This is a genomic window from Croceimicrobium hydrocarbonivorans (assembly GCF_014524565.1).
In the GTDB taxonomy this organism is placed as follows: Bacteria; Bacteroidota; Bacteroidia; order Flavobacteriales; family Schleiferiaceae; genus Croceimicrobium; species Croceimicrobium hydrocarbonivorans.
Genome location: NZ_CP060139.1, coordinates 3,102,924 through 3,125,108, shown reverse-complemented (window position 1 = coordinate 3,125,108; position 22,185 = coordinate 3,102,924). Strand labels below are relative to the sequence as shown.

At 42.7% G+C, this 22,185-nt stretch carries 21 protein-coding genes; 15 read left to right on the top strand and 6 right to left on the bottom strand.

The window, feature by feature from the left end; genetic code table 11:
• Nucleotides 1–171: 171 nt before the first annotated feature.
• A complete protein-coding gene (gene rny / locus H4K34_RS14100; RefSeq protein WP_210758033.1) occupies nt 172–1,710 on the top strand; it encodes a ribonuclease Y in 1,539 nt (512 codons plus the stop codon).
• Between the two features lie 4 nt (nt 1,711–1,714).
• Here the strand turns inward: rny and H4K34_RS14095 are convergent, their stop codons facing one another.
• The gene (locus H4K34_RS14095; RefSeq protein WP_210758032.1) at nt 1,715–2,554 is read right to left on the bottom strand and encodes a phosphorylase family protein; all 840 of its coding nucleotides are present in this window, start codon (nt 2,552–2,554) and stop codon (nt 1,715–1,717) included.
• 53 nt (nt 2,555–2,607) lie between these two features.
• Between H4K34_RS14095 and H4K34_RS14090 the strand changes: the two genes are divergently transcribed.
• The 4 genes from H4K34_RS14090 (at nt 2,608) to H4K34_RS14075 (ending at nt 5,318) form a co-directional block, all read left to right on the top strand.
• Nucleotides 2,608–3,489 carry a universal stress protein gene (locus H4K34_RS14090; RefSeq protein WP_210758031.1) on the top strand — a complete coding sequence of 294 codons (882 nt, stop codon included), beginning with the start codon at nt 2,608–2,610 and terminating at the stop codon, nt 3,487–3,489.
• Between the two features lie 133 nt (nt 3,490–3,622).
• On the top strand, nt 3,623–4,069 hold the full coding sequence (locus H4K34_RS14085) for an SRPBCC family protein (RefSeq protein WP_210758030.1): 447 nt from the start codon (nt 3,623–3,625) through the stop codon (nt 4,067–4,069).
• A gap of 6 nt (nt 4,070–4,075) precedes the next feature.
• Nucleotides 4,076–4,669, top strand: coding sequence for a DUF429 domain-containing protein (locus H4K34_RS14080; protein WP_210758029.1), 594 nt, complete (start codon nt 4,076–4,078; stop codon nt 4,667–4,669).
• Between the two features lie 181 nt (nt 4,670–4,850).
• On the top strand, nt 4,851–5,318 hold the full coding sequence (locus tag H4K34_RS14075) for a DUF2452 domain-containing protein (protein ID WP_210758028.1): 468 nt from the start codon (nt 4,851–4,853) through the stop codon (nt 5,316–5,318).
• Here H4K34_RS14075 and H4K34_RS14070 read toward each other — a convergent pair.
• Complete coding sequence (locus H4K34_RS14070; protein WP_210758027.1) at nt 5,315–6,007, bottom strand: response regulator transcription factor; 693 nt, start codon at nt 6,005–6,007, stop codon at nt 5,315–5,317. The two genes, H4K34_RS14075 and H4K34_RS14070, sit on opposite strands and share 4 nt — an antisense overlap.
• Nucleotides 6,008–6,009: 2 nt before the next feature.
• Nucleotides 6,010–7,527, bottom strand: coding sequence for a sensor histidine kinase (locus H4K34_RS14065; RefSeq protein WP_210758026.1), 1,518 nt, complete (start codon nt 7,525–7,527; stop codon nt 6,010–6,012).
• Between the two features lie 140 nt (nt 7,528–7,667).
• Between H4K34_RS14065 and H4K34_RS14060 the strand changes: the two genes are divergently transcribed.
• On the top strand, nt 7,668–8,084 hold the full coding sequence (locus tag H4K34_RS14060; protein ID WP_210758025.1) for a T9SS type A sorting domain-containing protein: 417 nt from the start codon (nt 7,668–7,670) through the stop codon (nt 8,082–8,084).
• Between the two features lie 88 nt (nt 8,085–8,172).
• On the top strand, nt 8,173–8,892 hold the full coding sequence (locus H4K34_RS14055; protein ID WP_210758024.1) for a glycosyltransferase family 2 protein: 720 nt from the start codon (nt 8,173–8,175) through the stop codon (nt 8,890–8,892).
• On the opposite strand, the gene H4K34_RS14050 is transcribed toward H4K34_RS14055, so the two are convergent.
• Nucleotides 8,889–11,222, bottom strand: a complete 2,334-nt coding sequence (locus tag H4K34_RS14050) for a TonB-dependent receptor (protein WP_210758023.1) — start codon at nt 11,220–11,222, stop codon at nt 8,889–8,891. The genes H4K34_RS14055 and H4K34_RS14050 overlap by 4 nt on opposite strands.
• Nucleotides 11,223–11,238: 16 nt before the next feature.
• Nucleotides 11,239–12,246, bottom strand: coding sequence for a DNA polymerase III subunit delta (gene holA / locus H4K34_RS14045; protein ID WP_210758022.1), 1,008 nt, complete (start codon nt 12,244–12,246; stop codon nt 11,239–11,241).
• A 92-nt stretch (nt 12,247–12,338) separates the two neighbouring features.
• Here holA and H4K34_RS14040 point away from each other — a divergent pair, with 92 nt between their 5' ends.
• Nucleotides 12,339–12,806 carry a type I restriction enzyme HsdR N-terminal domain-containing protein gene (locus H4K34_RS14040; protein WP_210758021.1) on the top strand — a complete coding sequence of 156 codons (468 nt, stop codon included), beginning with the start codon at nt 12,339–12,341 and terminating at the stop codon, nt 12,804–12,806.
• Here the strand turns inward: H4K34_RS14040 and H4K34_RS14035 are convergent.
• Nucleotides 12,774–13,538, bottom strand: a complete 765-nt coding sequence (locus H4K34_RS14035; RefSeq protein ID WP_210758020.1) for an EI24 domain-containing protein — start codon at nt 13,536–13,538, stop codon at nt 12,774–12,776. The genes H4K34_RS14040 and H4K34_RS14035 overlap by 33 nt on opposite strands.
• Before the next feature lie 38 nt (nt 13,539–13,576).
• Here H4K34_RS14035 and purB point away from each other — a divergent pair, with 38 nt between their 5' ends.
• From purB to H4K34_RS14000, 7 genes are all read left to right on the top strand, one after another.
• Nucleotides 13,577–14,917 carry an adenylosuccinate lyase gene (purB, locus tag H4K34_RS14030; protein ID WP_210758019.1) on the top strand — a complete coding sequence of 447 codons (1,341 nt, stop codon included), beginning with the start codon at nt 13,577–13,579 and terminating at the stop codon, nt 14,915–14,917.
• Between the two features lie 96 nt (nt 14,918–15,013).
• Nucleotides 15,014–17,281, top strand: coding sequence for an aconitate hydratase (locus H4K34_RS14025; protein WP_210758018.1), 2,268 nt, complete (start codon nt 15,014–15,016; stop codon nt 17,279–17,281).
• Between the two features lie 116 nt (nt 17,282–17,397).
• Entirely contained in the window at nt 17,398–18,432 is a 1,035-nt protein-coding gene (locus tag H4K34_RS14020; RefSeq protein WP_210758017.1) for a T9SS type A sorting domain-containing protein, read from the top strand.
• A gap of 94 nt (nt 18,433–18,526) precedes the next feature.
• Nucleotides 18,527–18,886 (top strand): hypothetical protein, encoded by a 360-nt coding sequence (locus H4K34_RS14015; RefSeq protein WP_210758016.1) that lies wholly within the window; start codon nt 18,527–18,529, stop codon nt 18,884–18,886.
• A gap of 28 nt (nt 18,887–18,914) precedes the next feature.
• Nucleotides 18,915–19,727: an AraC family transcriptional regulator gene (locus tag H4K34_RS14010; RefSeq protein ID WP_210758015.1), complete on the top strand. Its 813-nt coding sequence runs from the start codon at nt 18,915–18,917 to the stop codon at nt 19,725–19,727.
• Nucleotides 19,728–19,862: 135 nt separating this feature from the next.
• On the top strand, nt 19,863–20,240 hold the full coding sequence (locus tag H4K34_RS14005; RefSeq protein ID WP_210758014.1) for a VOC family protein: 378 nt from the start codon (nt 19,863–19,865) through the stop codon (nt 20,238–20,240).
• Between the two features lie 172 nt (nt 20,241–20,412).
• The gene (locus H4K34_RS14000) at nt 20,413–22,179 is read left to right on the top strand and encodes a hypothetical protein (RefSeq protein ID WP_210758013.1); all 1,767 of its coding nucleotides are present in this window, start codon (nt 20,413–20,415) and stop codon (nt 22,177–22,179) included.
• Nucleotides 22,180–22,185: the final 6 nt, after the last annotated feature.

Here is a 22,185-nt window from a genome sequence, read left to right as displayed (position 1 = left end):
TGTATTTGCTAAACTCAACATTATCAATAATAGGAGTTTAGCTCGGGTTTTCTAGATCATGCCTCCCTCGAGTGGAAGGTCGAAATTATCCGGTAAGCTCCGAACCTGTCTAAACGGGGTTTAGACGAAACACGAAAAGGGTGCGGGTTTTTTTATGAACCAATTAGAAAGATGGAAACAACAACTTTAATTCTTATTCTGGCAGCTTTAATCGTAGGCTTTGGAACCGCCTTCGTTTTTAATATGCTGATCTTAAAAAAGAAAAATCAAAATATCCTGGCCGAAGCTCAAAAAGAAGCTGAAGGCATTAAAAAGGAGAAAATCTTACAGGCCAAGGAGAAATTCCTGGAGCTGAAAGCCGAACATGAAAAGGTAATTAACAAGCGTGAGCAAAAGCTCAACGACCGCTTTAATAACCTGAAGGAAAAAGAACAAAGGGTGCGCGAGCATGCCGAAAACAACAAGAAAGATTATAAGGAAAACCAACGCCTGCGCGAGGAACTGAGCAAAAAGGTAGAGGTGAATGATGCTCGCAGTAAGGAGCTCGAAAAAATGCACCGCAAGCAGGTGGAGCAATTGGAAGTAATCTCCGGCTTAAGTCCAGAGGAAGCTAAAAACCAATTATTAGAAGCTCTTAAAGAAGAGGCTAAAACCGATGCCGCCGCCTTCATCCAAACAACCATGGAAGAAGCGCAATTAAGTGCCACTCGTGAAGCCCGTAAAGTGGTGATCCAAACCATCCAGAGAGTAGCTACTGAGCAGGCTGTGGAAAACTCCGTTTCGGTATTTAATATTGAAAACGACGATGTTAAAGGCCGTATCATCGGTCGTGAAGGTCGTAACATTCGCGCCCTGGAAGCAGCAACCGGTGTTGAAATTATTGTGGATGATACCCCGGAAGCAATTATCCTAAGCTGCTTTGATCCAGTACGTCGTGAGATTGCCCGCCTTTCTTTACACAAATTGGTTTCAGACGGACGTATTCACCCAGCCCGTATTGAAGAAGTTTGTAATAAGACTCGTAAACAAATTGAAGAGGAAATCTTCGAAGTGGGTAAGCGTACTACGATCGATTTAGGTATTCACGGCTTGCATCCTGAGTTGGTTCGCATGGTTGGTCGTATGAAATACCGTTCTTCTTACGGACAAAACTTGCTGCAACACTCACGTGAAGTGGCCAACCTCTGTGGTATTATGGCGGCTGAATTAGGTTTGAATCCTAAGATCGCCAAGCGTGCCGGCTTATTGCATGATATTGGTAAAGTACCTTCGGAAGAAAGTGAATTGCCACACGCTATTTTGGGTATGAAGATGGCCGAGAAATACGGCGAAAAACCTGAAGTATGTAATGCGATTGGTGCTCACCACGATGAAATTGAGATGACTGGCCTTATCTCTCCTATCGTTCAGGTTTGCGATGGTATTTCTGGAGCCCGTCCCGGTGCACGTCGTCAGATCGCCGAAAGCTATATGCAGCGTTTGAAAGACCTGGAGCAATTAGCAATTTCTCAAAATGGGGTTACTCAAGCTTATGCGGTGCAAGCCGGTCGTGAGCTTCGGGTAATTGTAGATTGCGAGAAAGTGAGTGATGCCGATGCTGCGAAAATCAGCTTCGATATCAGCCAGAAAATTCAAAATGAAATGACCTATCCCGGACAGGTAAAGATTACCGTAATCCGAGAAACTCGTGCCGTAAACGTAGCGCGCTAAGCGGCTATTCTGCACTATAAATTTCCAAAGCCTGAGCTATCATTCCTTGAACGATAGTCTCAGGCTTTTTGCTGAATACCTGAGTCCTCCGATTGGCAAGGATGGCGGATAAGGAAAGACATTCCATATTTAAGAGACTGCCTAAGGCATAAATACCGGCCGTTTCCATTTCTAGATTGGTGATGGAGCGGCCTTCCAGCTTTTGGGCCGCTAAAAGATCCAACCAATTGGCATTCTTCGCTTTTAAAGGAAGGTTTCTGCCCTGCGGTCCATAAAAGCCATTGGCTGTAACCGTAATGCCACTGTGCTGGGCCATAGATCGAAACTGATCTCGCATTTCCTCTGATCCCCAGGTGAAATAGGGTTCTGGAAAAGCCTCTAAGCCTTCCAGTTTCCGAAAGTCGGGCCAATTGTAAAAGTGCATGAGATAATCGAAACCCAAAGCTGCTTCCGACATCAATATGCTATCGATAGGAATGTCTTCACGCAAAGTGCCGCTGGTTCCCAAACGCAAAACTTGCATGGGCGCTAATTCCTCGCTTTGAAGTTCGCGCTTGCTTAAATCCCAGGCATAGGCCAAATGCAATTCATTGAGCACGATATCGACATTATCGGTACCGATACCCGTCGAAATACAGAGCATATCTTGCTGCCCAATACTTCCTCGAAGGCTCCGAAATTCCCTGAATTGTTGATCGGAATATACCTGATCGAAGTGGGGAATTAACCAGTCTATTCGGTCGGGATCCCCCACTGTGACTACCTTTCGTGGTACTTCGCCATTTTTTAAATGTAAGTGATAAACACTTAAATCAGGGTTAAGAATGATTTCAGATGCAGGCATACTGTTCGTATTCGGGGATTAACTTAACTTTGAGGCACTAATTCGTTCCTCTTATGTCTGATTCATTCAAGATCCTGGTTCCGATCGGATTTTCTGAGCAATCCTTGACCGCTTTAAACCAAGCCTCAATTTTTGCCAAAGCTACCGAAAACGCCAGCATTACCTTACTCTCTGTAATTGAAGAAGGAGGTTTCTTTTCGAAGATGTTCTCCAGCTCCACTAATACCGAGCAAATTCATAGTGAGGTAAGTAAAAAATTGAAGGAAGTTGCCGAAAACTTCCAGAAAGATCACAACATCCCAACCAACACCATGGTTGCCGAAGGTGTAGTGTATGAAGAAATTGCCCGGGTAAGCAGTCTTATCGATGCCAATCTGGTGGTAATGGGAACTAATGGTAAGCCCCAAAACCTTCGCAAGCGCTTCATTGGATCTAATGCCTACCGCACTGCCGCCTTAGTAAAACCTCCTGTGGTTACTATTAAAGGGGTGCGTGAAATTGAAAAGATCGAAACCATCATTTTCCCCTTATTGATGGATCGTCATAGCAAGGAGAAAGTAGGTCCTACCTTGGAGTACGCCCGCCTATTTGGCGCCAAAGTTTTGGTGGTGGCTGTGAAAGAAAACGAAAGCCAGCTGAATATTTTACGTGGCCATGTAAACCAGGTAGAAACCTTTATTCGCAGCCACGGTGTGGAATGCGAACATCAAATTATTGAGAACCCATCACGTCGTGGGGTCGTTCGCAATATCTTGAATCATGCCTATGAGGCCGAAGGTGATTTGGTAATTATTACTGAAGAAGCTGGCCCAACTGATATTACCGACTACTTCTTGGGTAATGAAATGCAAGCCGTTATTTACCACAGTGAAATTCCGGTGATGTGTATTACTCCTAAAGCGGTGAAATACGATAAAATGTGGGATTCTTTCTAAGAATCAAGCTCTTATGCAAAAAGCGCCTTCCGAAATGGAGGCGCTTTTTTTTGAGTCCAATTTCCGTTTGCCCAAGTTTCTGGAAAGGCCATTTAGTCTATGAACCAGAACCGCTGTTTAGCGTTAGACTGGTATGTATCAACTAAAGCAAGAACAGTGGGTAAATGCGCCGCTTAAGGAGGTTTGGGAATTCTTTTCCGATCCTGAAAACCTATTGCGCATTACTCCGGCAAAAATGAAAATGCGCATTGTAGAGAAGCCCAGTTCTACAATGTTTCCCGGCATGATTTTACGTTATAAGGTTTCACCCATCTTAGGTATCCCCTTAAACTGGACTTCTGAGATCAGTGCCGTAAATAAGGAAGACTATTTTGTAGATGAAATGCTTACCGGCCCTTTTAAGATGTGGCATCACTTGCATCGCTTTGAAGCCAAAGATGGGGGCACTCTTATTAGTGATGAGCTTCATTATCGACTGCCTCTGGAGGCTTTATCCCGTTGGGCACATCCCTGGCTGGTCCAAAAGCAATTGAAAGAGATGTTTGCACATCGCGAAAAGGTAATTCAAGAAATCTTTTAATCAGGCATGGGAACGATTTTCGGAATTGACTACGGAAGCAAGCTTTCGGGAAATACCGTGATAGCCATATACCAGGAGCCTAATATCTTCTTTATGGAAGTGGAGCCCAAGGTAGATGCAGATCAATTCATTCGCAATGCTGTGACTCATTTTGAACCCGAATTACTATTCATTGATGCCCCTTTAAGCTTACCAGGAGTCTATCGTAATTTAAGTGGCTTTGAAGATTACCATTTCCGTTTAGCCGATCGAGAGACCAGAGCCATGTCGCCCATGTTTTTAGGTGGATTGGCCGCCAGAGCCATTGAACTAAAAGCTAGTTTGGAGTCTGAGCGCCTTAAAATATTGGAAACCTATCCCAAATTGATGGCCCAGAGATTTGATCTGAAATCAATAGGTTATAAGGGAACTAAGTCTGCCCTAAAAGATTGTATTTCCAAGGTTCGCTCTTGCATGCGTCCTTCATTAAAAATCAATTCTAATGACATTCTAAGCTGGCATCATTTAGATGCCCTCTTAGCCTTAATGAGCGCCCTCTCCTATCATTGTGGTGACTACCGCTGCTTTGGCGATGAAAGAGAAGGCTTGATTTATATCTGATGCAATCCTTCCAAGTGATTCGGTTAACAGGTAACCGGGAACTTTGCTCGAGATCCGTTGTAGAAAATGAAAAAGTATCCCTTGGTTCTCCAAGAAAATCAAAGAATTTTGCAGAAGCATACCCTGGCCAATCGATCGGTAGAGCACCGGAGCAGAAAGGTTTTAAAGAAGATGAATAAAGATGGCTGACAAGAAGGCTAAAGAAAATAAGGACTTTGTAAATCCGATTGATCCAGATAAAATCACTGAAAACCCTTCTACCCTTCCCTATGCACATACGGTAGGTGGAGCGGTAATTAAGCCAACAAAGCAAGGGGTAATCCGCAGTAGGGCTCTAACCGCTATGGAAGAGCAAACCGATATGCAATTAGCGCAAATAAAGGAGCAGATAGATCTTTTAGCTCGTCAGGCGCATGCCATTCAGGAACGCAAGGATTTAGCCGCCCGCATTTATGAGGCTAAGATGGGTTTTAAGCCGGAGATCAACCATATCTACCACCTTTACCTGAACCATCAAGAGCAACATGTATTGTCAATGATTGCACCGGATGAATGGTTGAAACCCAAGTTTAAACGCTTTCTGTATACGGTAAAGCTACTGGCTGATCATACCTGGGAGGTTTTAGCCAGTGGTGATTTGGAAGATTAAAGATCGTCTACCAAACGGAAGCCTTCGCTGTGTACATTGATAATTGCCACCTTGGGATCATCCTTTAGGTATTTGCGCACTTTTGCCAGGTAAACGTCCATACTACGACCGGTAAAGTAATTGTCGTCCTTCCAAATTTTATTGAGAGCAGTACTGCGTTTTACGAGATTATTCTTGTTCTGTGCCAGGAGTTTCAGGAGGGCTCCTTCTTTAGGACTCAGTTTTCTTTCCTCACGTCCGATCTTTAAAACCCGCATTTCAGAATCGTATTCATAGCGACCGATTTTAAAGTGAATCTCTTCTTCCTCCTCCCCAAATTTACGGTTGAGTAAGGCCTTGATTTTATAGAGTAAAACTTCGGAGTCGAAGGGCTTAGTAAGGTAATCGTCTGCTCCCAATTGGAAACCCTTTAACATATCTTCTTTCATGGATTTGGCGGTGAGGAAGATCAAGGGAATTTCGCCATCAATTTTACGGATATCACTGGCCAAGGTGAAGCCGTCTTTGAGGGGCATCATAACGTCTAAAATGCAGAGATCTAATTCGTCGGTCGATTTAAACAAGCGGAGGGCTTCTTGTCCGTCAGTAGCAAGATGAACATCAAAATCATTGAGCTCTAGATAGTCGCGGAGCACCGCACCAAAGTTAGGATCATCTTCTGCCAGGAGTACTTTCGTTGTTTGTTTCATTTTTATGCATTAATTGGTAGGTAGATATAAAACTTACTGCCTTTTCCTTTTTCGCTTTCTACTTCTATTCGTCCACCATGGGACTCGACAATTCCTTTCGCGTAGCTTAATCCAAGACCATGCCCTTTAATGTTGTGCAGGTCTCCCGCGCTTACCCGATAAAAACGGTCGAAAATATGTTTCTGTTCTTCTTTGGTCATCCCCATCCCTTTATCACTGATTATCAGGATAAAATGATTCTGAGTGCTTTCAGTTACCACCTTTATTTCGGGTGCGCCAACCGAGTACTTCATGGCATTATCCAAAATATTAATGATGGTATTCGAAAGGTGGTTGGCGTCGATTCGCAATTCGCGATGTTGTTCATTAAAGAATTTCTGTAAACGTCCACCCTTGCTTTCTAATTGCAGACTAATGTGATCTAGGCAGCCCTGCACCACTTCAATAACATCGGCCTTCTTGAATTCAAGGTCTAATTCCTGCTTATCCAATAATGCCATCCGCAGCACACTTTCTACCTGCAGGTTCATCCTTTGATTTTCCTGCTTAATCATATTACTATAATGCTCAATACGCTGGCTATCCCCTCTTACTTTAGGATTACGGAGGGCATCAATGGCCAGGTTAATGGTCGCGATAGGCGTTTTAAACTCATGGGTCATATTATTGATGAAATCCGTCTTGATATCGCTAATCCGCTTTTGCTTAAGCGAGAAATTAAGAGTGCGGTAAAAGGTGTATACAATAGCCACGGTAAAGAGCAGGGAAACCAATAACATTACCCAAAGCGACTGAAATATATAATTGGCCTTCGAAGGAAAGGAGAGTGAAAGAATCTCATTGGTTAAGATATCATTCGGGAAGAGCATAGCAGTATGCTGATGATCATTGGGATCCCAGCGTCGTGAACTCAGAATGATCTCCTTATCATTAGCCACGGCAAATTCGTAAGGAATATCAATACCCCGCGATTTGAGTTCGAAGGTGATCAAGGAATCCAGCATCTTTCGATCCATCCAACTGCTATCACTTTGGCGTCGACTTAATTCGAAACGCACCATTTTTCGCAGAAGCATATCTAATTGTGCTCCTTTGCGCATCATTTGATCCGGCGCCGTTCTAAGTATTAAACCCTTTCGATCTTCAATGGCTTGGAAGAGGGAATCATCAGGATCGGTATTGTACAGGATCACTGTATCGGGACCAAGACGCATGGTTAATTTCAAATCGCCCATCATGGTATCCCTGCCGGGAAAGCCTAAATGGGGAGCCAGGTTCTCACTAAAGAAGGGCTGAACACTGAAACTATTAAAGAGGAAACGCATGGAAGAGAGATTATCTAATCGCTCGGTAACATCGGCAAGTGCCTGACCCACTTCACTTTCGAATTTCTCCTCTCTTAAATCGTAGGCATTTTTCAGCCAGTATGCTTGTATTCCGGTAACCCCTAAAAGGGATAAGGTCATGAGCAAGATCAACCAATTTAATCGCTTGGCTGCCCTCTGTTTAAATCTCGACATGCCTCAAAAATATAATGCTTAGTCCTTGAAAATTAGCCTTTAACGCTTCTTTAACAGAAGACAGGCAACTATCCACAAGGCTTAAACTGTCATACAAGTGAACTTTGTTATTGAAAACGAAAACACTTAAAACTAACATTATGAAAAAGCTTCCCTATTTACTCGCATCCTTTTTCGCTTTGGGCATTTTCTCTACCGCTCAGGCGCAATCTACACCTAATGTAAAACCGGAAACGGAGTATCAACATACGCCTAAACCGGATCCTACCGACTTAGACTCACCACCCCCGGTTGGGTTGCTTGGCAATGGTGGTGAAGTTAAACTGGAAGAAGCCAGCCTGTACCCCAATCCCGGTGACGGATTACTTCGGGTAAAGTTAGGAGATCAAAACACAGCAAGCCGTATTGCAGTTTACGATATCGCTGGCCGAGTTTATTTCGATTCAGAAATTGATCCTCTGGCTAAAAAAGATCCTCAAATTGACTTACGATCCTTACCTGATGGAATCTATGTAGTACGGGTGGGTGAAAAGAGTTTGAAATACCGTAAAATTTAATTGCGACCTACTTTAATTAAAACCGTCCATGTCTCTAGCATCGACGGTTTTTTTTATTTCTATTTTAGCCGCTTCAATTGAGAGCTAAATGGAGATTCGCAAACTTTCTATCGTAGTGCCCGCCTATAATGAAGGGGCTACCATTCATCATATTTTAGATCAGCTTCGAGAAGTAGAATTGATCAATGGTATCGAAAAGGAAGTAATTGTTGTGAATGATTGCTCTACTGATAATACTGAGGAAGCCATTTTCCGCTACCAAAGAAGCCATCATGATTTCCCGATTGTTTATGAATCACATTCAGTAAACAAGGGAAAAGGCGCCGCCTTACATACCGGAATTAAAATGGCCACTGGTGATTTCACGATCATCCAGGATGCGGATCTGGAATATGATCCTAAGGAATTTAATATCCTCCTAGCACCAGCAGTTAAAGGTGTTGCAGATGTGGTTTATGGCTCCCGTTTTATGGGAGGCAATGCCCACCGCATTTTATTCTTCTGGCATAGCATCGGAAACAAATTCCTCACTTTCCTTTCGAATATGTTCACCAATCTGAATTTAACCGATATGGAAACCTGCTATAAGCTATTCCGTACCGATATTATTCAGGATTTGAAATTGCGCGAAAATCGCTTCGGCTTTGAGCCTGAAGTAACCGCAAAGGTGGCCCGGGTTCCCGGAATTCGCATCTACGAAGTAGGGATCAGCTATTATGGCCGAACCTTCGATGAAGGCAAGAAGATCAACTGGAAGGACGGCTTCCGCGCGATCTACTGTATTCTTAAATACAACCTCTTCTCTTAGAAGGCAAAGCTTACCGCTACGGTAGGCATAAAAGGTAATTGGTTTACGCGCTTATTGGCGGTACGATCGTAGTAGAAGATATTCTCGTAATTGAGAATATTAGTGGCTCCTGCGCTAATTTCCAATTCCTGGCTATCTCCAAAATTGAAAGTCTTAGCTAAGCTTACATCCACACGATGGTAATTAGGTAATCTACGAGTATTTAACTCACCGTATAATACACCATCCTGACCATTGGAAGTGGTATAATCATAATCCACTGATGCTTGTCCGCGGTTATCTACGAAAGGCTGCTCGCTGTAGAACAATTGGGTGGGTGTAAATGGAAATCCTGTTCCAAAGTTATAACGCAAGCTAAACAGCCAATTGCGATTTTTACCGAAGGTGTAGTTGCCTACAAAATTCAAGTTATGACGACGATCGAAACTTGGATTGTAAACGCGAATACCATCATCACGAGTTACCTCTCCTAAGGAGTAAGCCATCCATAAGTACAAATCTTTATCGGTATACTTCAATAGGAAGTCCACCCCTCTGGCAATTCCCTTTTCTACGATAAAGTCTTTAATCAGAATTTCAGGTTTCCCCTGAGCAGAATAGCTTCCTTCATCATAAATCTGGTTACGATTCAGGTTGGTGATCTGATTGAAGTTCTTGATATAGCCTTCCACATTTAAGGTTAATTTGGACGTAATCTCAGTTTCAAAACCTAAAACCAAATGCTGGGCTTTCTGCAAGGTGCTGGTTAACTCCTCTCCACGGAAGGTGGAAGGAATGTCACTTTGTGGAATAGCACTTAAGAATCCGTAGAAAAGGTTTACAACGTCACGATCGGAATTACCGGCCACCAGGTTTTGAGAGTAAAATCCACCGCTGGCTTTAAGACGTAACCAATCAGTGATATTGTATTTAATTCCCAAACGGGGTTCAAAGCTCAATTCTGCTTGACTACCGTAATAGTGTAAACGTAAGCTAGGCTCCGCAATTAATCGGTTAGAACTATAGCGGTAGCGAGCATAGGTACCTAATTCGGTAGTGTTTTCTTGTTGAGCTACCGAAATACCTAAAGGCGCATCCACATCAAAAACCGTAGAGTAAGTAATGGCTTCAATACCCACTTTTAATTCATCAGCCTTGCGGAAGAAATAGGTGAAGTCCAAACCTCCGTTAAATCCGGTAATGGCAGAAGAACGTAATAAATCGCCCTCAATCGAATTGATATCGTAATAGGAGTAACTCACGTCTCCACTCAATAAAACCTTGGAAGTAGCTGGAATTACAAGGAAGTTAAATCCGGCTCCTTGAGATTGCCAATCGATACTGTTTTGCAATCCATAGCGTACACCATCGTCAAAGCTAAATCCGAAGGCATTGATCTGAGAACCATTTTCGGCCTGACTGGTAAACTTGGCGTAGATGTCGGTGAAGGTGAAGGGTAATCCATCAAATTCGGTTTCTACATAAGGATAGAAAAGCTGCGAGCTTTGGTCGAGGTAGGAGGTTTTAGCCGATAAAAGAAATGAGGAATTAGCAAAACCTCTTTTATTCTTTGGCCCCAGGGGAGTCTCCAGTAAGATCTTAGAAGTATAAGTACTGGCACTAACCTTTCCGGAAAGCTTCTTACGGTTTCCGGCACGGGTACGGATATCCATTACCGCGGAGTTTCTGGAACCGTATTCAGCGCTAAATCCTCCGGTATAAACATCGGCTGAGCGGATAATATCATTATCAAATACTGAGAAGAACCCAATGCTGTGAAAAGGATTGTAGATAATCATCCCATCCAATAGAATAAGGTTTTGAATGGGCGCCCCCCCACGGATGTATAATTGTCCCCCTTGATCACCAGTAGTTACAACCCCGGGTAATACTTGAACCGCTTTAATAATATCGGCATCACCCCCCACAGAGAATCGGGTAATTTCTTTTGGGTCCAAGGTTACTACCGAGGTAAGTACTTTGGTATCCCGTTCTTTACGTTCGGCAGATACTTCCACTTCATCCAGAATTTCACTGGATTCGGCTAAGTAAAAATTAAGGTTTTCAAGGGTTCCGGCCTTGATGGTAACTACCTGTGATACGGTTTCATAACCAATGAAACTGGCAACCACTTTTACTTTACCAACCTTTACTTCATTAATTTGATAAAAACCATTGTCGGATGCTGTAGACCCTTTGCTTGTTCCCTCAATTACCACATTGGCAAATGGGATGGCCTCTTCAGTTTCTTTATCGTAAACAAAGCCTCTGATTGTTCCAGTACTTTGGGCATTTAAGTTAAATGCGCCAATGAGTAGGGCAAAGCTTAAGAGGGCAGAGAAATTCTTCATCGAGAATGTTTAGGGTCTATTGGTAAATAATCTTAAACAGAAGTTCTTTGAGCAGGTCACCATCGCTGGCTCCCTGATTATTCACTCCTTTAGATTTCATATCAGTTTCGCGCAAATATCCCATAATTCGGGCAATTCGACGCACATCAAAAAAGCGTAAAGCGGGGAGATAGTCTTTTGCTTGCCAAGGAGATACACCAGCTTCTTTAGCTAAGTTATTCTCGGGCAGGCCAGAAGCCTTTGCTTGTGCCATTAACATTAAAATGCGGAAATTCCGAAAAAGAATACCTGTGGTGACAACGAGCGGATTATCCTTGGGGTTGGCTTCGAAGTACTTCTGAATGCGAATGGCCTTGGCGAAGTTCCCGCTGTTAATGGCATTGCAAAGCTCAAAATTGTTGAAGTCCTTACTTATCCCAATATTGGTTTCAACCGTATTTTCATCGATGGTAGATCCCTTGGGAACAATCAATGCCAATTTGTTGATCTCGCTATAAATCCGGCCAATATCGGTACCCAAGCTTTCCGCAATCATTTGCACCGCTTTTGGGCTGGCATCAAAACCCTTGGATTTCAAGAGTTTCTCCACCCAAGCGGGTACCTGATTATCGTAAATGCGTTTGGATTCAAAAAGAACATGCTCCTTATCCAATATCTTGGCAATCTTTTTACGCTTATCAAGCTTCTTATGCTTGTAGGCAAAAACCAAAACCGTACTGGGTTGAGGCTGCATGGCATAGCTTTCGAGCTTATCCAAATCACGGATATGCTGTGCTTCTTTCACAATGATTACAACCCGTTCCGCCATCATTGGGAAACGTTTTGCTTCGGAGATCACCTGCGAGGTATTTACATCCGATCCATACAATACAGTTTGATTGAAACTGCGCTCCTCTTCCGACAGAGCCGTTTCTTCAATAAGCTTGCTAATTTGATCAATGAAAAAGGGTTCCTCCCCCATCAAAAAATAGATCGGGCGGAACTGCTTTTTTTTAATTTCTGCTACCAGAGCACTATAGTCCATGCCAAGACTTGAAAAATAAGGCGACGCAAGATATAACATATCTTTGGGCTTGGACGCAGCCTTCCCTCGGAGGTTGCCTCTATATTTGGCAAATGGAAAAATTAGTCCCTTTAACACTCCCACCAGCTCCCTTAAAATTGGGAAAAAGGAATGATCAAATATGGGTTTGGGATGATCTCCGAAAAAAGAACTTAGTTCTCACTCCTGAAGAATGGGTACGCCAACATTTAGTGCATTATCTGCGCAGCGAATTAGGCTATCCCTCTACAGCCTTTGCCTTGGAAGGCGGATTCAAATTGTATGGTAAAAGTCAGCGTACCGATTTACTGATCTACCATAAAGGCCAAGCTTTAATGATTGGCGAATGCAAAGCTCCGCAGGTAAAAATCACCCAGGAAACCTTTGACCAAGCTTGTCGCTACAATCTGCATTATCAGGTCCCTTACCTTTTAATCAGCAATGGTTTGGAAACTTATTGGGCTAAGGTGAATAAGGAGGAAAACCAATTAAGCTTTATTCCGGAAGCTTTAAGCTTTGAGGCTCTGATTACTGGATTCTAAATCCAAAGCCACTCTTGTACCGGCAATCACAGACCAGGCCGGAGCGAATATCCATCCCAGAAAAGGAACCAGGAAAAGGGCGTGAAATATCATACCTACTGAAGTTACGGCCACTTTATTGGAACGCATCCATCTCTCGGTTTTCCCATAATTCCAGCGCCAGCGCTCTGCATTGTAATCCATCAGGCCATAGCCTAAGAAATAGGATTGTAAAACAAAAATCAGCAGGGGACTTAGTAAACCTATTAGTGGAATAAAGGCTAGTATCCATAATAGAATGGTGAGGGCCATCTCCCGCAGGAAATTGATCAGGTTGATGCGAATTGCGCGGAGCACATCCTTTAGCATTTGAGCTAAAGAAAAAGGATTAGTCCGACCGGTTTGTTCCTCCTCTACCTTCTCCGACAAAAAGCTCATAAAAGGAGCTAGCAAGATGAGCACCGCATATTTAAAGAGGCTGCTCATAAAGAAGAGCATGAGGATTTGCAGGATGATAACCAGGATAAAACTGTAGGTTTCTAATTCACCCAAATTGTAACCAAACCAGCCTAAAATCAGATTTAGCCAGCGGTTAATATTGTTCATCATCAGCCAAATAAGGCCTGATAAAAGAGCCAAATAGACCAGAATGGGCAGGGCTAAATACCGACGGTAACCCTTGCGAAACATCTGAGGCAGAGCCTGTCCGTAGGCCTTAAGACTTATTCCTAGACTTTGGAAGAATTTCCACATAGAGAATCCTTACTTTTGCAGCTTATTTAAAATCGGAAATGGAAGAGCAATTACGCGCGATTTCGCCGGTAGACGGCCGCTATCACAAAGTAAGTAAAAAGCTGGGGAACTATTTCTCTGAATTCGCCTTGATCCAATATCGGGTACGAGTAGAGATTGAATATTTCATCGCACTTTGCGAATTGCCCTTACCACAGCTGCAAAATTTCGACCGCGCTCGCTTTATTGAATTGCGAGACATTTATTTGGATTTCGATCTTAAGGATGCCATGCGTATTAAGGAGATTGAAAAAACCACCAACCACGATGTTAAGGCGGTAGAGTACTTCATTAAGGAGCATTTCGAAAAGCTGGATCTCGAAAAATATCAGGAGTTTATCCACTTCGGTTTAACCTCTCAGGATATTAATAATACTTCGGTTCCCCTTTCTCTGAAAGAATATATTGAGCAAGATTACCTGGCCCTTTTAGGGGATTTGGTAGTTAGCCTTTCTGATTTAGCCGATCAATGGGCAGACATCCCAATGTTGGCTCGTACTCACGGTCAGCCTGCTTCCCCTACCCGATTAGGTAAGGAAATAGAGGTATTCGTAGAGCGCCTGGACCAGCAAATGCGATTATTACGTCACATTCCCTTCGCCGCCAAATTTGGTGGAGCTACGGGCAATTTCAATGCGCATCATTTATGCTATCCTGAGTACGATTGGAAAGCCTTTGGTGATCAGTTTGTAGGCGAAATTTTAGGCTTACAACACTCCTGGCCCACCACTCAAATTGAACATTACGATCATCTGGCAGCTTTATTTGACTGCCTGAAACGCATTAATACCATCGTTTTGGATTTAGACCGCGATATGTGGACTTATATCTCGATGGATTATTTCAAACAACGCATCAAAGAAGGTGAGGTTGGTTCATCGGCCATGCCTCATAAGGTAAACCCCATTGATTTTGAAAACAGTGAAGGGAACCTGGGGATTGCCAATGCCTTGTTTGAGCACCTTTCGGCTAAATTGCCGGTTTCACGTTTACAGCGCGACCTCACCGATAGTACGGTTTTACGCAATATCGGAGTGCCTTTAGCGCATACGGTAATCGCCTTTAATGCCACTATGAAAGGTTTAGGTAAATTACTTTTAAACCCAGCCGCATTAGACGCCGATTTGGAAGCTAATTGGGCTGTAGTTGCAGAAGGTATCCAGAATATCCTTCGTCGCGAAGGCTACCCAAAACCTTATGAAGCTTTAAAAGCATTAACCCGAACCAATGAGGGAATTAATGCGAAAACCATTGCTAGCTTCATTGAAGGACTGGAGGTAAGTGAAACCATTAAAACCGAAATGCGGGCCATTAGCCCCCAGAATTATACCGGTCTTTGATATTTAGACTCAGTATAGATATAAATGCCCTTTATGAGCGGGGCATATCCATTCGCTCTTTTATATTTTTGTGTCCCTTCCGTAAAATCCAAACACATGATTTTTGACATTGAAATGATCAAAGAGGTTTACGCCAAATTTCCGGAGCGCGTAAACGCGGCCCGTGAACTCACCGGCAAACCTCTTACCCTCGCGGAAAAAATTCTTTACGCACACCTTTGGGACGGTAATCCCGATAGCCCTTATACCCGTGGTAAAAGCTATGTAAACTTCGCTCCCGACCGGGTAGCTATGCAAGATGCGACCGCTCAAATGGCGCTATTGCAGTTTATGCAGAGTGGTAGAAAAACCGCCGCTGTTCCTTCTACCGTACACTGTGATCACTTGATCCAGGCTCAGGTAGGTGCCAAGAAAGATTTGGCCAACGCGAAAGAAAAAAGTTCCGAGGTATTCGACTTTTTACAATCTGTATCCAATAAATACGGTATCGGTTTCTGGGAACCCGGAGCAGGTATTATCCACCAGGTGGTACTAGAAAACTACGCCTTCCCAGGTGGAATGATGATTGGTACCGACTCACACACCGTAAATGCCGGTGGTTTGGGTATGGTAGCAATTGGTGTAGGTGGTGCCGATGCGGTAGACGTAATGGCCGGAATGCCTTGGGAATTGAAATTCCCCAAATTAATCGGAGTTAAATTAACCGGTAAATTAAGTGGCTGGACTGCCTCTAAGGACGTTATCTTAAAAGTAGCGGGTATCCTTACCGTAAAAGGTGGAACCGGAGCTATTGTAGAATATTTCGGTCCTGGTGCAGAGTCTTTAAGCTGTACTGGTAAAGGTACTATCTGTAATATGGGTGCCGAGATTGGCGCTACCACCTCTACCTTCGGATACGATGCCAAAATGGGTGAGTACCTACGTGGTACCGGTCGTGCTGAAGTAGCTGATGCTGCCGATCAAATTGCCGAGCACCTTACCGGTGATGCCGAAGTATATGCTAATCCAGAGCAATACTTTGATCAGGTAATTGAAATCGATCTGAGTACTTTAGAGCCTCATATCAATGGACCTTATACTCCAGACCGCGCTACTCCATTATCTGAGTTCGCCAAAGCCGTTAAAGAAAACGGATGGCCTGCAAAATTGGAAGTAGGTTTAATTGGTTCTTGTACCAACTCCTCTTATGAAGATTTAACCCGCTCCGCTTCTATTGCGCAGCAGGCTATTGATAAAAAACTGAAGGTAAAATCTGAGTTTACCGTAACTCCAGGTTCTGAGCAAGTACGCTTTACCGCTGAGCGTGATGGTCTTTTAGATCGTTTCGACGCTATGGGTGGTGTAGTGCTGGCTAATGCTTGTGGACCATGTATCGGTCAGTGGGCTCGTCATACCGATGATCCAGATCGTAAAAACTCAATTATTACTTCCTTCAACCGGAACTTCGCCAAGCGTAATGACGGAAACCCTAATACCCACAGCTTTGTTGCCAGTCCTGAATTGGTAACTGCTTTGGCTATTGCCGGAGACATGACCTTTAACCCCATGACCGATACCTTAGTTAATGAGGCCGGTGAAGAGGTACGTCTGGAAGAGCCTTTAGGTATTGAAATGCCACCCGCAGGTTATGCCGTAGAGAACAATGGTTACCATGAGCCTGCCTCTGATGGCAGCAATGTAGAAGTGGTAGTGGCCCAGGGTTCTGAGCGTTTACAATTATTAGATCCTTTCCAGCCTTGGGATGGCAAAAACATCGAGGGCATGAAATTGATCATCAAGGCTAAAGGAAAGTGTACCACCGACCATATCTCTATGGCGGGTCCTTGGTTGCGTTTCCGTGGTCATTTGGACAATATCTCCAACAATACCTTAACCGGTGCCATTAACTATTTTAATGGTGAGGCTGGTTTAGTTAAAAATCAGTTGACTGGAGAGTATGGTTCGGTGCCTGATGTACAACGTGCCTACAAAGCAGAAGGAATTCCAAGCATTGTTGTGGGTGACCATAACTACGGAGAAGGGTCTTCTCGTGAGCATGCTGCTATGCAACCTCGTCACTTAGGAATGCGTATCGTGTTGGTGAAGTCCTTCGCCCGTATTCACGAAACCAACCTTAAGAAACAAGGTATGTTAGGTTTAACCTTCGCTAATGAAGCGGATTACGACAAATTCCAGGAAGATGATACCATCGATACTTTGGATTTAAACGAATTCCAGGAAGGCAAGCCTATCCATTTGAAATTGAAACATGCTGATGGATCTGAAGATACCATCACTTGTGAGCATACTTATAATGAAAGTCAAATCGCCTGGTTCCGTGCCGGTAGCGCTTTGAATAAGATTAAGGCTGAGAATAAAGCCTAGTTTTCAAATCATTAGCTTTGAACCGTCTCCTTGAAAAAGGAGGCGGTTTTTTATTTCCCATATTCCAACCTTCTTAGCACAGACAGCGTCTTGCAAGTGTTATAAAGATGAAAAACATGAAAAAAACGTTCCTAGCTCTGTTCTTGATTCCCGCTGCACTTTGGGCTCAAGATTATGATTATTCCCCTGCGATCAATCGCAATTTAGAGATGCTATTTGATGGCTATTTAATCCCCTACAATAAGATCATTAATATCGATCCGAGCTCCAGTCCTATCGACACTTTCGGATTAATAGAAGTATATCGCGATGTCAATGGTAACTTCCTTAACGGTCGTGAAACCTTCGAAGGAAACATTACTACCAACTGGAATTGCTCACACAGTGGTAATATAAACGAGGTTTACATTGTAGACGCTCAAACCGGTGACTCGCTGCAGTACGAAAAACTGTATTTCGATGCGAATCGCAAGGACACTCTTACTGAAATTTACATGGATACCGCGGGTACCGGTAATTTGGTAAAGGTTCAGGATTTACACATATACTACAATAATTTCGGGATCGATAGTGCTGCGGTTAATGCTCCCGGTGGCGGAATTGGTAATGAGGTTATTTATATGTTCCGTCGTAATGCCGTTGGAAAATTAGACTCCCTGATCATCGGAATCACCTTTGCAGGAGTACCCTATCCTATCCAAACCCTCATCTACTATGAAAATGTAAATGGTTCTTTGGACAGCATTAACCTGATGAACAATTTAAGTGGTGAGATTGAAGAACAAGTTCGCACTAAGGTTGATGCCAATGGATTGGTTTATGAGTTCAGTTTCTATGAAAAGGACATGAATGATGATTGGAATATTTATGACACCTATATTTTAAGTACCGAAACTTTCTTCAGTTTAGTGGAAGGTGCCAAAGCATTCGACTTTGAGATCTACCCTAATCCTGCTCAAAAGCAAATCCGTTTGGACCTAGAGCAAAATGCCAATTATCGTATTTATCATTTAAGTGGCACTCTTTTCCAAGAAGGTGAGTACATCCGTGGAAATGCCATAGATATTGAGAATTTGCCTGCCGGTATCTATGTGATGAATGTAGACCTAGCCAATGGCGAGAGCAGCAGTCTGCGCTTTGTAAAGCAATAGGCTGAATAAGCTCAGAGCAGCTTAAATTTAAGCCCAGAGCAAGAAATTGCTTTGGGCTTTTTTTATGATCTTTAGTGAACCCTAATCACCCCTTATGTCGATCCTCCTCTATTTAGCTCTGCTTTTCCTTTGCCTGCGCTGGTTGCACCGAAGTCAAAAGAGTCCGGGGCAAATGATCAGTATTAGTTTCAGCTTTATGGGAGGCTCGCTTTTTAGTTTTGCTTTATCAATTTTATTGGAAAATGAATACCTCGATGGAGTCAAACATTTACTAATTCTGAGCTTTGCAAGTCTATTCTTTTGGATTACAGCCTTGTTCTTCATTTGGCGTGCTAATCCAAAACTTTCCAAAGACAACCGAATTCTTGACAGCCTAATTATAAGTTTGGTCCCCTTGCTCCCCATTTTAATATACGGTCTACTAGCTAGTGCCAGCCTGAAGATTGGGGGATAAAAACAAGTGGATCGCGGCCTAAAAAGAAGTGAAAGAACTACAGCACTTAAAAAACCTATACAGTCCTATTCAACCCGCTGTTAAAAGCACTCAGGGTGACTTAATCTATCTGGAATACAAGTCGAGCGAGGAACTATCTGATTTCATCTATTGCTATTGGCAGTTAAAAACTGAAAAGGATCTATCAGAGGACTTTAAATATCGAGTAGTATCCGATGGCTGTATTGACCTATTCTTTAATCACCATAAGCCAGCAGAAAGTTTCCTGATGGGCTTTTGCCGGAAGTACACCGAATTCTCCATTGGTACTTCTTTCAATTATATCGGCATCCGTTTTCGCCCGGCGATGTTCCCCATGCTTTTTGGAATTAATGCAAAAAGTCTGAGTGAGCGCGATTCGGAACTAAAACTTCATTTACCAGCATTGGCCCAATGGATTCAATCTGAAATCAAGGCAGATCAAAGTTTCCAGACCATTGTTGACATCCTCAATACTAAATTGAAGTCCGAGCTCAATCTTGACTCTAAAAGCTACGATGAACGCTTTCTAAAATCATTAGCAATAATCCTGGAAAGAAAAGGATATCTGAACACCGAGACTGACTTAGATACGGGACTAAGTCCACGCCACTTGCAGCGAATTTTCAATTTCTATATTGGCACCACGGCTAAATCATTCAGTAATGTAGTTCGCTTTCAGCATATTCTGAAGGCCAATCCCAGTCGACAAAGTCTAAAAAGAGATAAACTCTATTTTGACCTAGGCTTTTATGATCAGGCCCATTTCATTAAAAGCTTTAAAACCTTTTACGGCGTTACTCCTTCCGAAGCCTTCGATTAAAATGTCTGATTTTTACAAAGAAGGCATTTCCCGCCCATCTAGTTTTGTGCTATCAATAAATTGAAAATGAAATTTTTAGCACTAATTAGCTTCTGTCTCAGCCTTAGTTTAGCTAAGGCCCAAAATTCACCAACTATGAAAATGAACGCTGGCATTATCACCGAAAATTTACCAGAGGTAAAAAGCTTTTATACTGAGGTATTAGGCTTCGGGATCAGTTTTGAAAATGAATTCTACCTTTTGTTGCATAGTCCCGGAGGCCAATCTCAAATCAGCTTTTTAAAGCCTAATCATCCCAGTCAACAAGCCTTATTCCAAGCACCCTTTCAAGGGAATGGAGTTTATATTACGATCGAGGTGGAGGATGTTGATCAGATGTATCTGAAATTAAAAGAAGCCGGAGTACCCATTGCCATTGATATCCGCGATGAAGTTTGGGGAGATCGTCATTTTGCCATTGTAGACCCCAATGGCATTGGAATTGACATTGTGACTTATACCCAACCGGAATAGGTTTCATTTAAAGAACTCATAGAGAATTCTACCGAAAAATTACCCACATGATTCAGGTCAAGTAGTACCAATGCGCGATTCTCCAAGCAATAGTTCTCGGATAGCTAAATAAAAACCTATAATTTCCGATCTTGACCGGAATAATCTGTCCACCCTAATTGGCTTAATAGTCATGAATCTTCGCTTTATACGATTCCTTTGCATAGGCTTTTTTAGCTTATCCCTTTGGCAATGCCAACCTGAAGCGCCTTCCACTCCCACCCTCTTTAAACATCATCCTAAAGACCCCTATCGAATCAATATGGTCGAGAGTCAATTCTTTGAGGTGGACACTAAGCTAGACCAGGTAATTGAAGGGAAAGAAGGCACTGTGATAGTGATGCCAAAGGCTTGCTTTCTTTATCCCAATGGCAAAGCCGTTATGGAAACGGTTAAGCTAGAATTAGCCGAAGCTTTACAAAGTAGCCAGATGGTACTTTCCAATCTTAGTTCCGCCTATCAAGGGGAGCTAAAAGAAACAGCAGGCATCCTTTTCCTTAAAGCTACAGCTGAAGGCCAAGACCTAGACATTAACCCTGAAATCCCTATTTATATCGAAATCCCTAGTTCGAAGCGTAAAACCAGGATGATGGCTTATAAAGGAACCAGGGATGAAAATGGCAATATGGATTGGTACGATCCGAAGAACTTAGAATCCTATATAATTCCACTTGGGCTCGAACTATTCAATTTTTACCCTCCCAATTTTAAATTAGAAGTAGCCAAGAGCCTTCCGATAGGCAAAAATCAAAAGATTTCTGATGCTCTTTTAGACAGCCTTTATTACAGTTTATCAAACTGGAACGGAAAATCTGGTACAATGATGGTCGACCGAGAGTTGAAAGGAAAATTTGAAGTAGGCTCCCATAATCATGACAGCTCTAAAATTGATTTTAAACAAGCACAGACAAAAAGCGGGACTAATTTTTGTGGCATTGATCCCCTAAAAATTAATGCCATTCGCTCTGAGGACTACCGAGACAGCTTCATAGGCAGTCGGGAGTTTCAAAAAAGACTGCAGAGCTTATACTTCTGCCGATCCGGTGAAATACTGGATATCTACACAAATAATTTGGATAAAAACCTTTGGGAATTAGATAGCCTTGTGGCAGATGCGATTAAAAATGATTCGCTGTCTCAAGTTTTCAGAGCCTATCAAAATGAAAAATTGGGCTCTGTGCAAGGAGATAATATCCACGTTTCCATCTTAAAGGACTATTATAGGAAAAAGCTCCAAAGCGTATTAAAACAATTCAGAGAAGCCCGGGATGTTGTAGTCTACGGAAAAGGTTCTAATGGTCAAGCCGCAGATGATAGCTCCTATTCCAGGTTTTTAATTTTCCAGAAGAAAAAGAAAGTATCCCTCTCAGAACGCTATGGCTTCACTTGGACTGATCAAGGTTGGCTTAATGTAGCTCGATCCTGTCCAATAGACTCTTGTGTTTCCCAAAAAATGGAATTGCTAGTTGAAAATGGAAACAGCTTTGATCGAATAGACTGTTACTTCATCAACACCAGCAAACGAAGTATTTACCCAATGAAAAGCTCCGATTCCAAAAGCTTTAATTTGGGAAGTCCTGAAAATCAAGAAATGCTCATAGCTCCTGAAAATTCGGCGATAATGCTTTGCTTGGCAGTAAAAAACAAACAATACTTTTTCGGCCTTAATTATGTCTTAACCGGGCATTCCCGATCTATAAAAATGGATCCCAAGCCTATCAGCCCAAATAACTTGGCTATCAAAATCAGGGACCTGAACTACTATACTTGGGAAAGTAATAGTGACTTTGAATTACTGAGCGCCTTGCGACAAAATCGCAATGCTCAGCCAAAACTACAATGGAATCAAAGCCTAAACCGTTTAAGAGAGACAGCCTTTCCCGGATGCAGGGATAATTGAAAAACC

Bases quoted from the DNA above. Each gene is read 5' to 3' on its own strand.
- H4K34_RS14085 (WP_210758030.1), top strand. From the start codon at position 3,623: ATGTATCAACTAAAGCAAGAACAGTGGGTAAATGCGCCGCTTAAGGAG.
- H4K34_RS14050 (WP_210758023.1), bottom strand. From the start codon at position 11,222: ATGAAGAATTTCTCTGCCCTCTTAAGCTTTGCCCTACTCATTGGCGCA.
- H4K34_RS14025 (WP_210758018.1), top strand. From the start codon at position 15,014: ATGATTTTTGACATTGAAATGATCAAAGAGGTTTACGCCAAATTTCCG.
- rny (WP_210758033.1), top strand. From the start codon at position 172: ATGGAAACAACAACTTTAATTCTTATTCTGGCAGCTTTAATCGTAGGC.
- H4K34_RS14065 (WP_210758026.1), bottom strand. From the start codon at position 7,527: ATGTCGAGATTTAAACAGAGGGCAGCCAAGCGATTAAATTGGTTGATC.
- H4K34_RS14090 (WP_210758031.1), top strand. From the start codon at position 2,608: ATGTCTGATTCATTCAAGATCCTGGTTCCGATCGGATTTTCTGAGCAA.
- H4K34_RS14060 (WP_210758025.1), top strand. From the start codon at position 7,668: ATGAAAAAGCTTCCCTATTTACTCGCATCCTTTTTCGCTTTGGGCATT.
- H4K34_RS14055 (WP_210758024.1), top strand. From the start codon at position 8,173: ATGGAGATTCGCAAACTTTCTATCGTAGTGCCCGCCTATAATGAAGGG.
- H4K34_RS14000 (WP_210758013.1), top strand. From the start codon at position 20,413: ATGAATCTTCGCTTTATACGATTCCTTTGCATAGGCTTTTTTAGCTTA.
- purB (WP_210758019.1), top strand. From the start codon at position 13,577: ATGGAAGAGCAATTACGCGCGATTTCGCCGGTAGACGGCCGCTATCAC.
- H4K34_RS14015 (WP_210758016.1), top strand. From the start codon at position 18,527: ATGTCGATCCTCCTCTATTTAGCTCTGCTTTTCCTTTGCCTGCGCTGG.
- H4K34_RS14005 (WP_210758014.1), top strand. From the start codon at position 19,863: ATGAAAATGAACGCTGGCATTATCACCGAAAATTTACCAGAGGTAAAA.
- H4K34_RS14070 (WP_210758027.1), bottom strand. From the start codon at position 6,007: ATGAAACAAACAACGAAAGTACTCCTGGCAGAAGATGATCCTAACTTT.
- H4K34_RS14080 (WP_210758029.1), top strand. From the start codon at position 4,076: ATGGGAACGATTTTCGGAATTGACTACGGAAGCAAGCTTTCGGGAAAT.
- H4K34_RS14035 (WP_210758020.1), bottom strand. From the start codon at position 13,538: ATGTGGAAATTCTTCCAAAGTCTAGGAATAAGTCTTAAGGCCTACGGA.
- holA (WP_210758022.1), bottom strand. From the start codon at position 12,246: ATGGACTATAGTGCTCTGGTAGCAGAAATTAAAAAAAAGCAGTTCCGC.
- H4K34_RS14075 (WP_210758028.1), top strand. From the start codon at position 4,851: ATGGCTGACAAGAAGGCTAAAGAAAATAAGGACTTTGTAAATCCGATT.
- H4K34_RS14020 (WP_210758017.1), top strand. From the start codon at position 17,398: ATGAAAAAAACGTTCCTAGCTCTGTTCTTGATTCCCGCTGCACTTTGG.
- H4K34_RS14040 (WP_210758021.1), top strand. From the start codon at position 12,339: ATGGAAAAATTAGTCCCTTTAACACTCCCACCAGCTCCCTTAAAATTG.
- H4K34_RS14095 (WP_210758032.1), bottom strand. From the start codon at position 2,554: ATGCCTGCATCTGAAATCATTCTTAACCCTGATTTAAGTGTTTATCAC.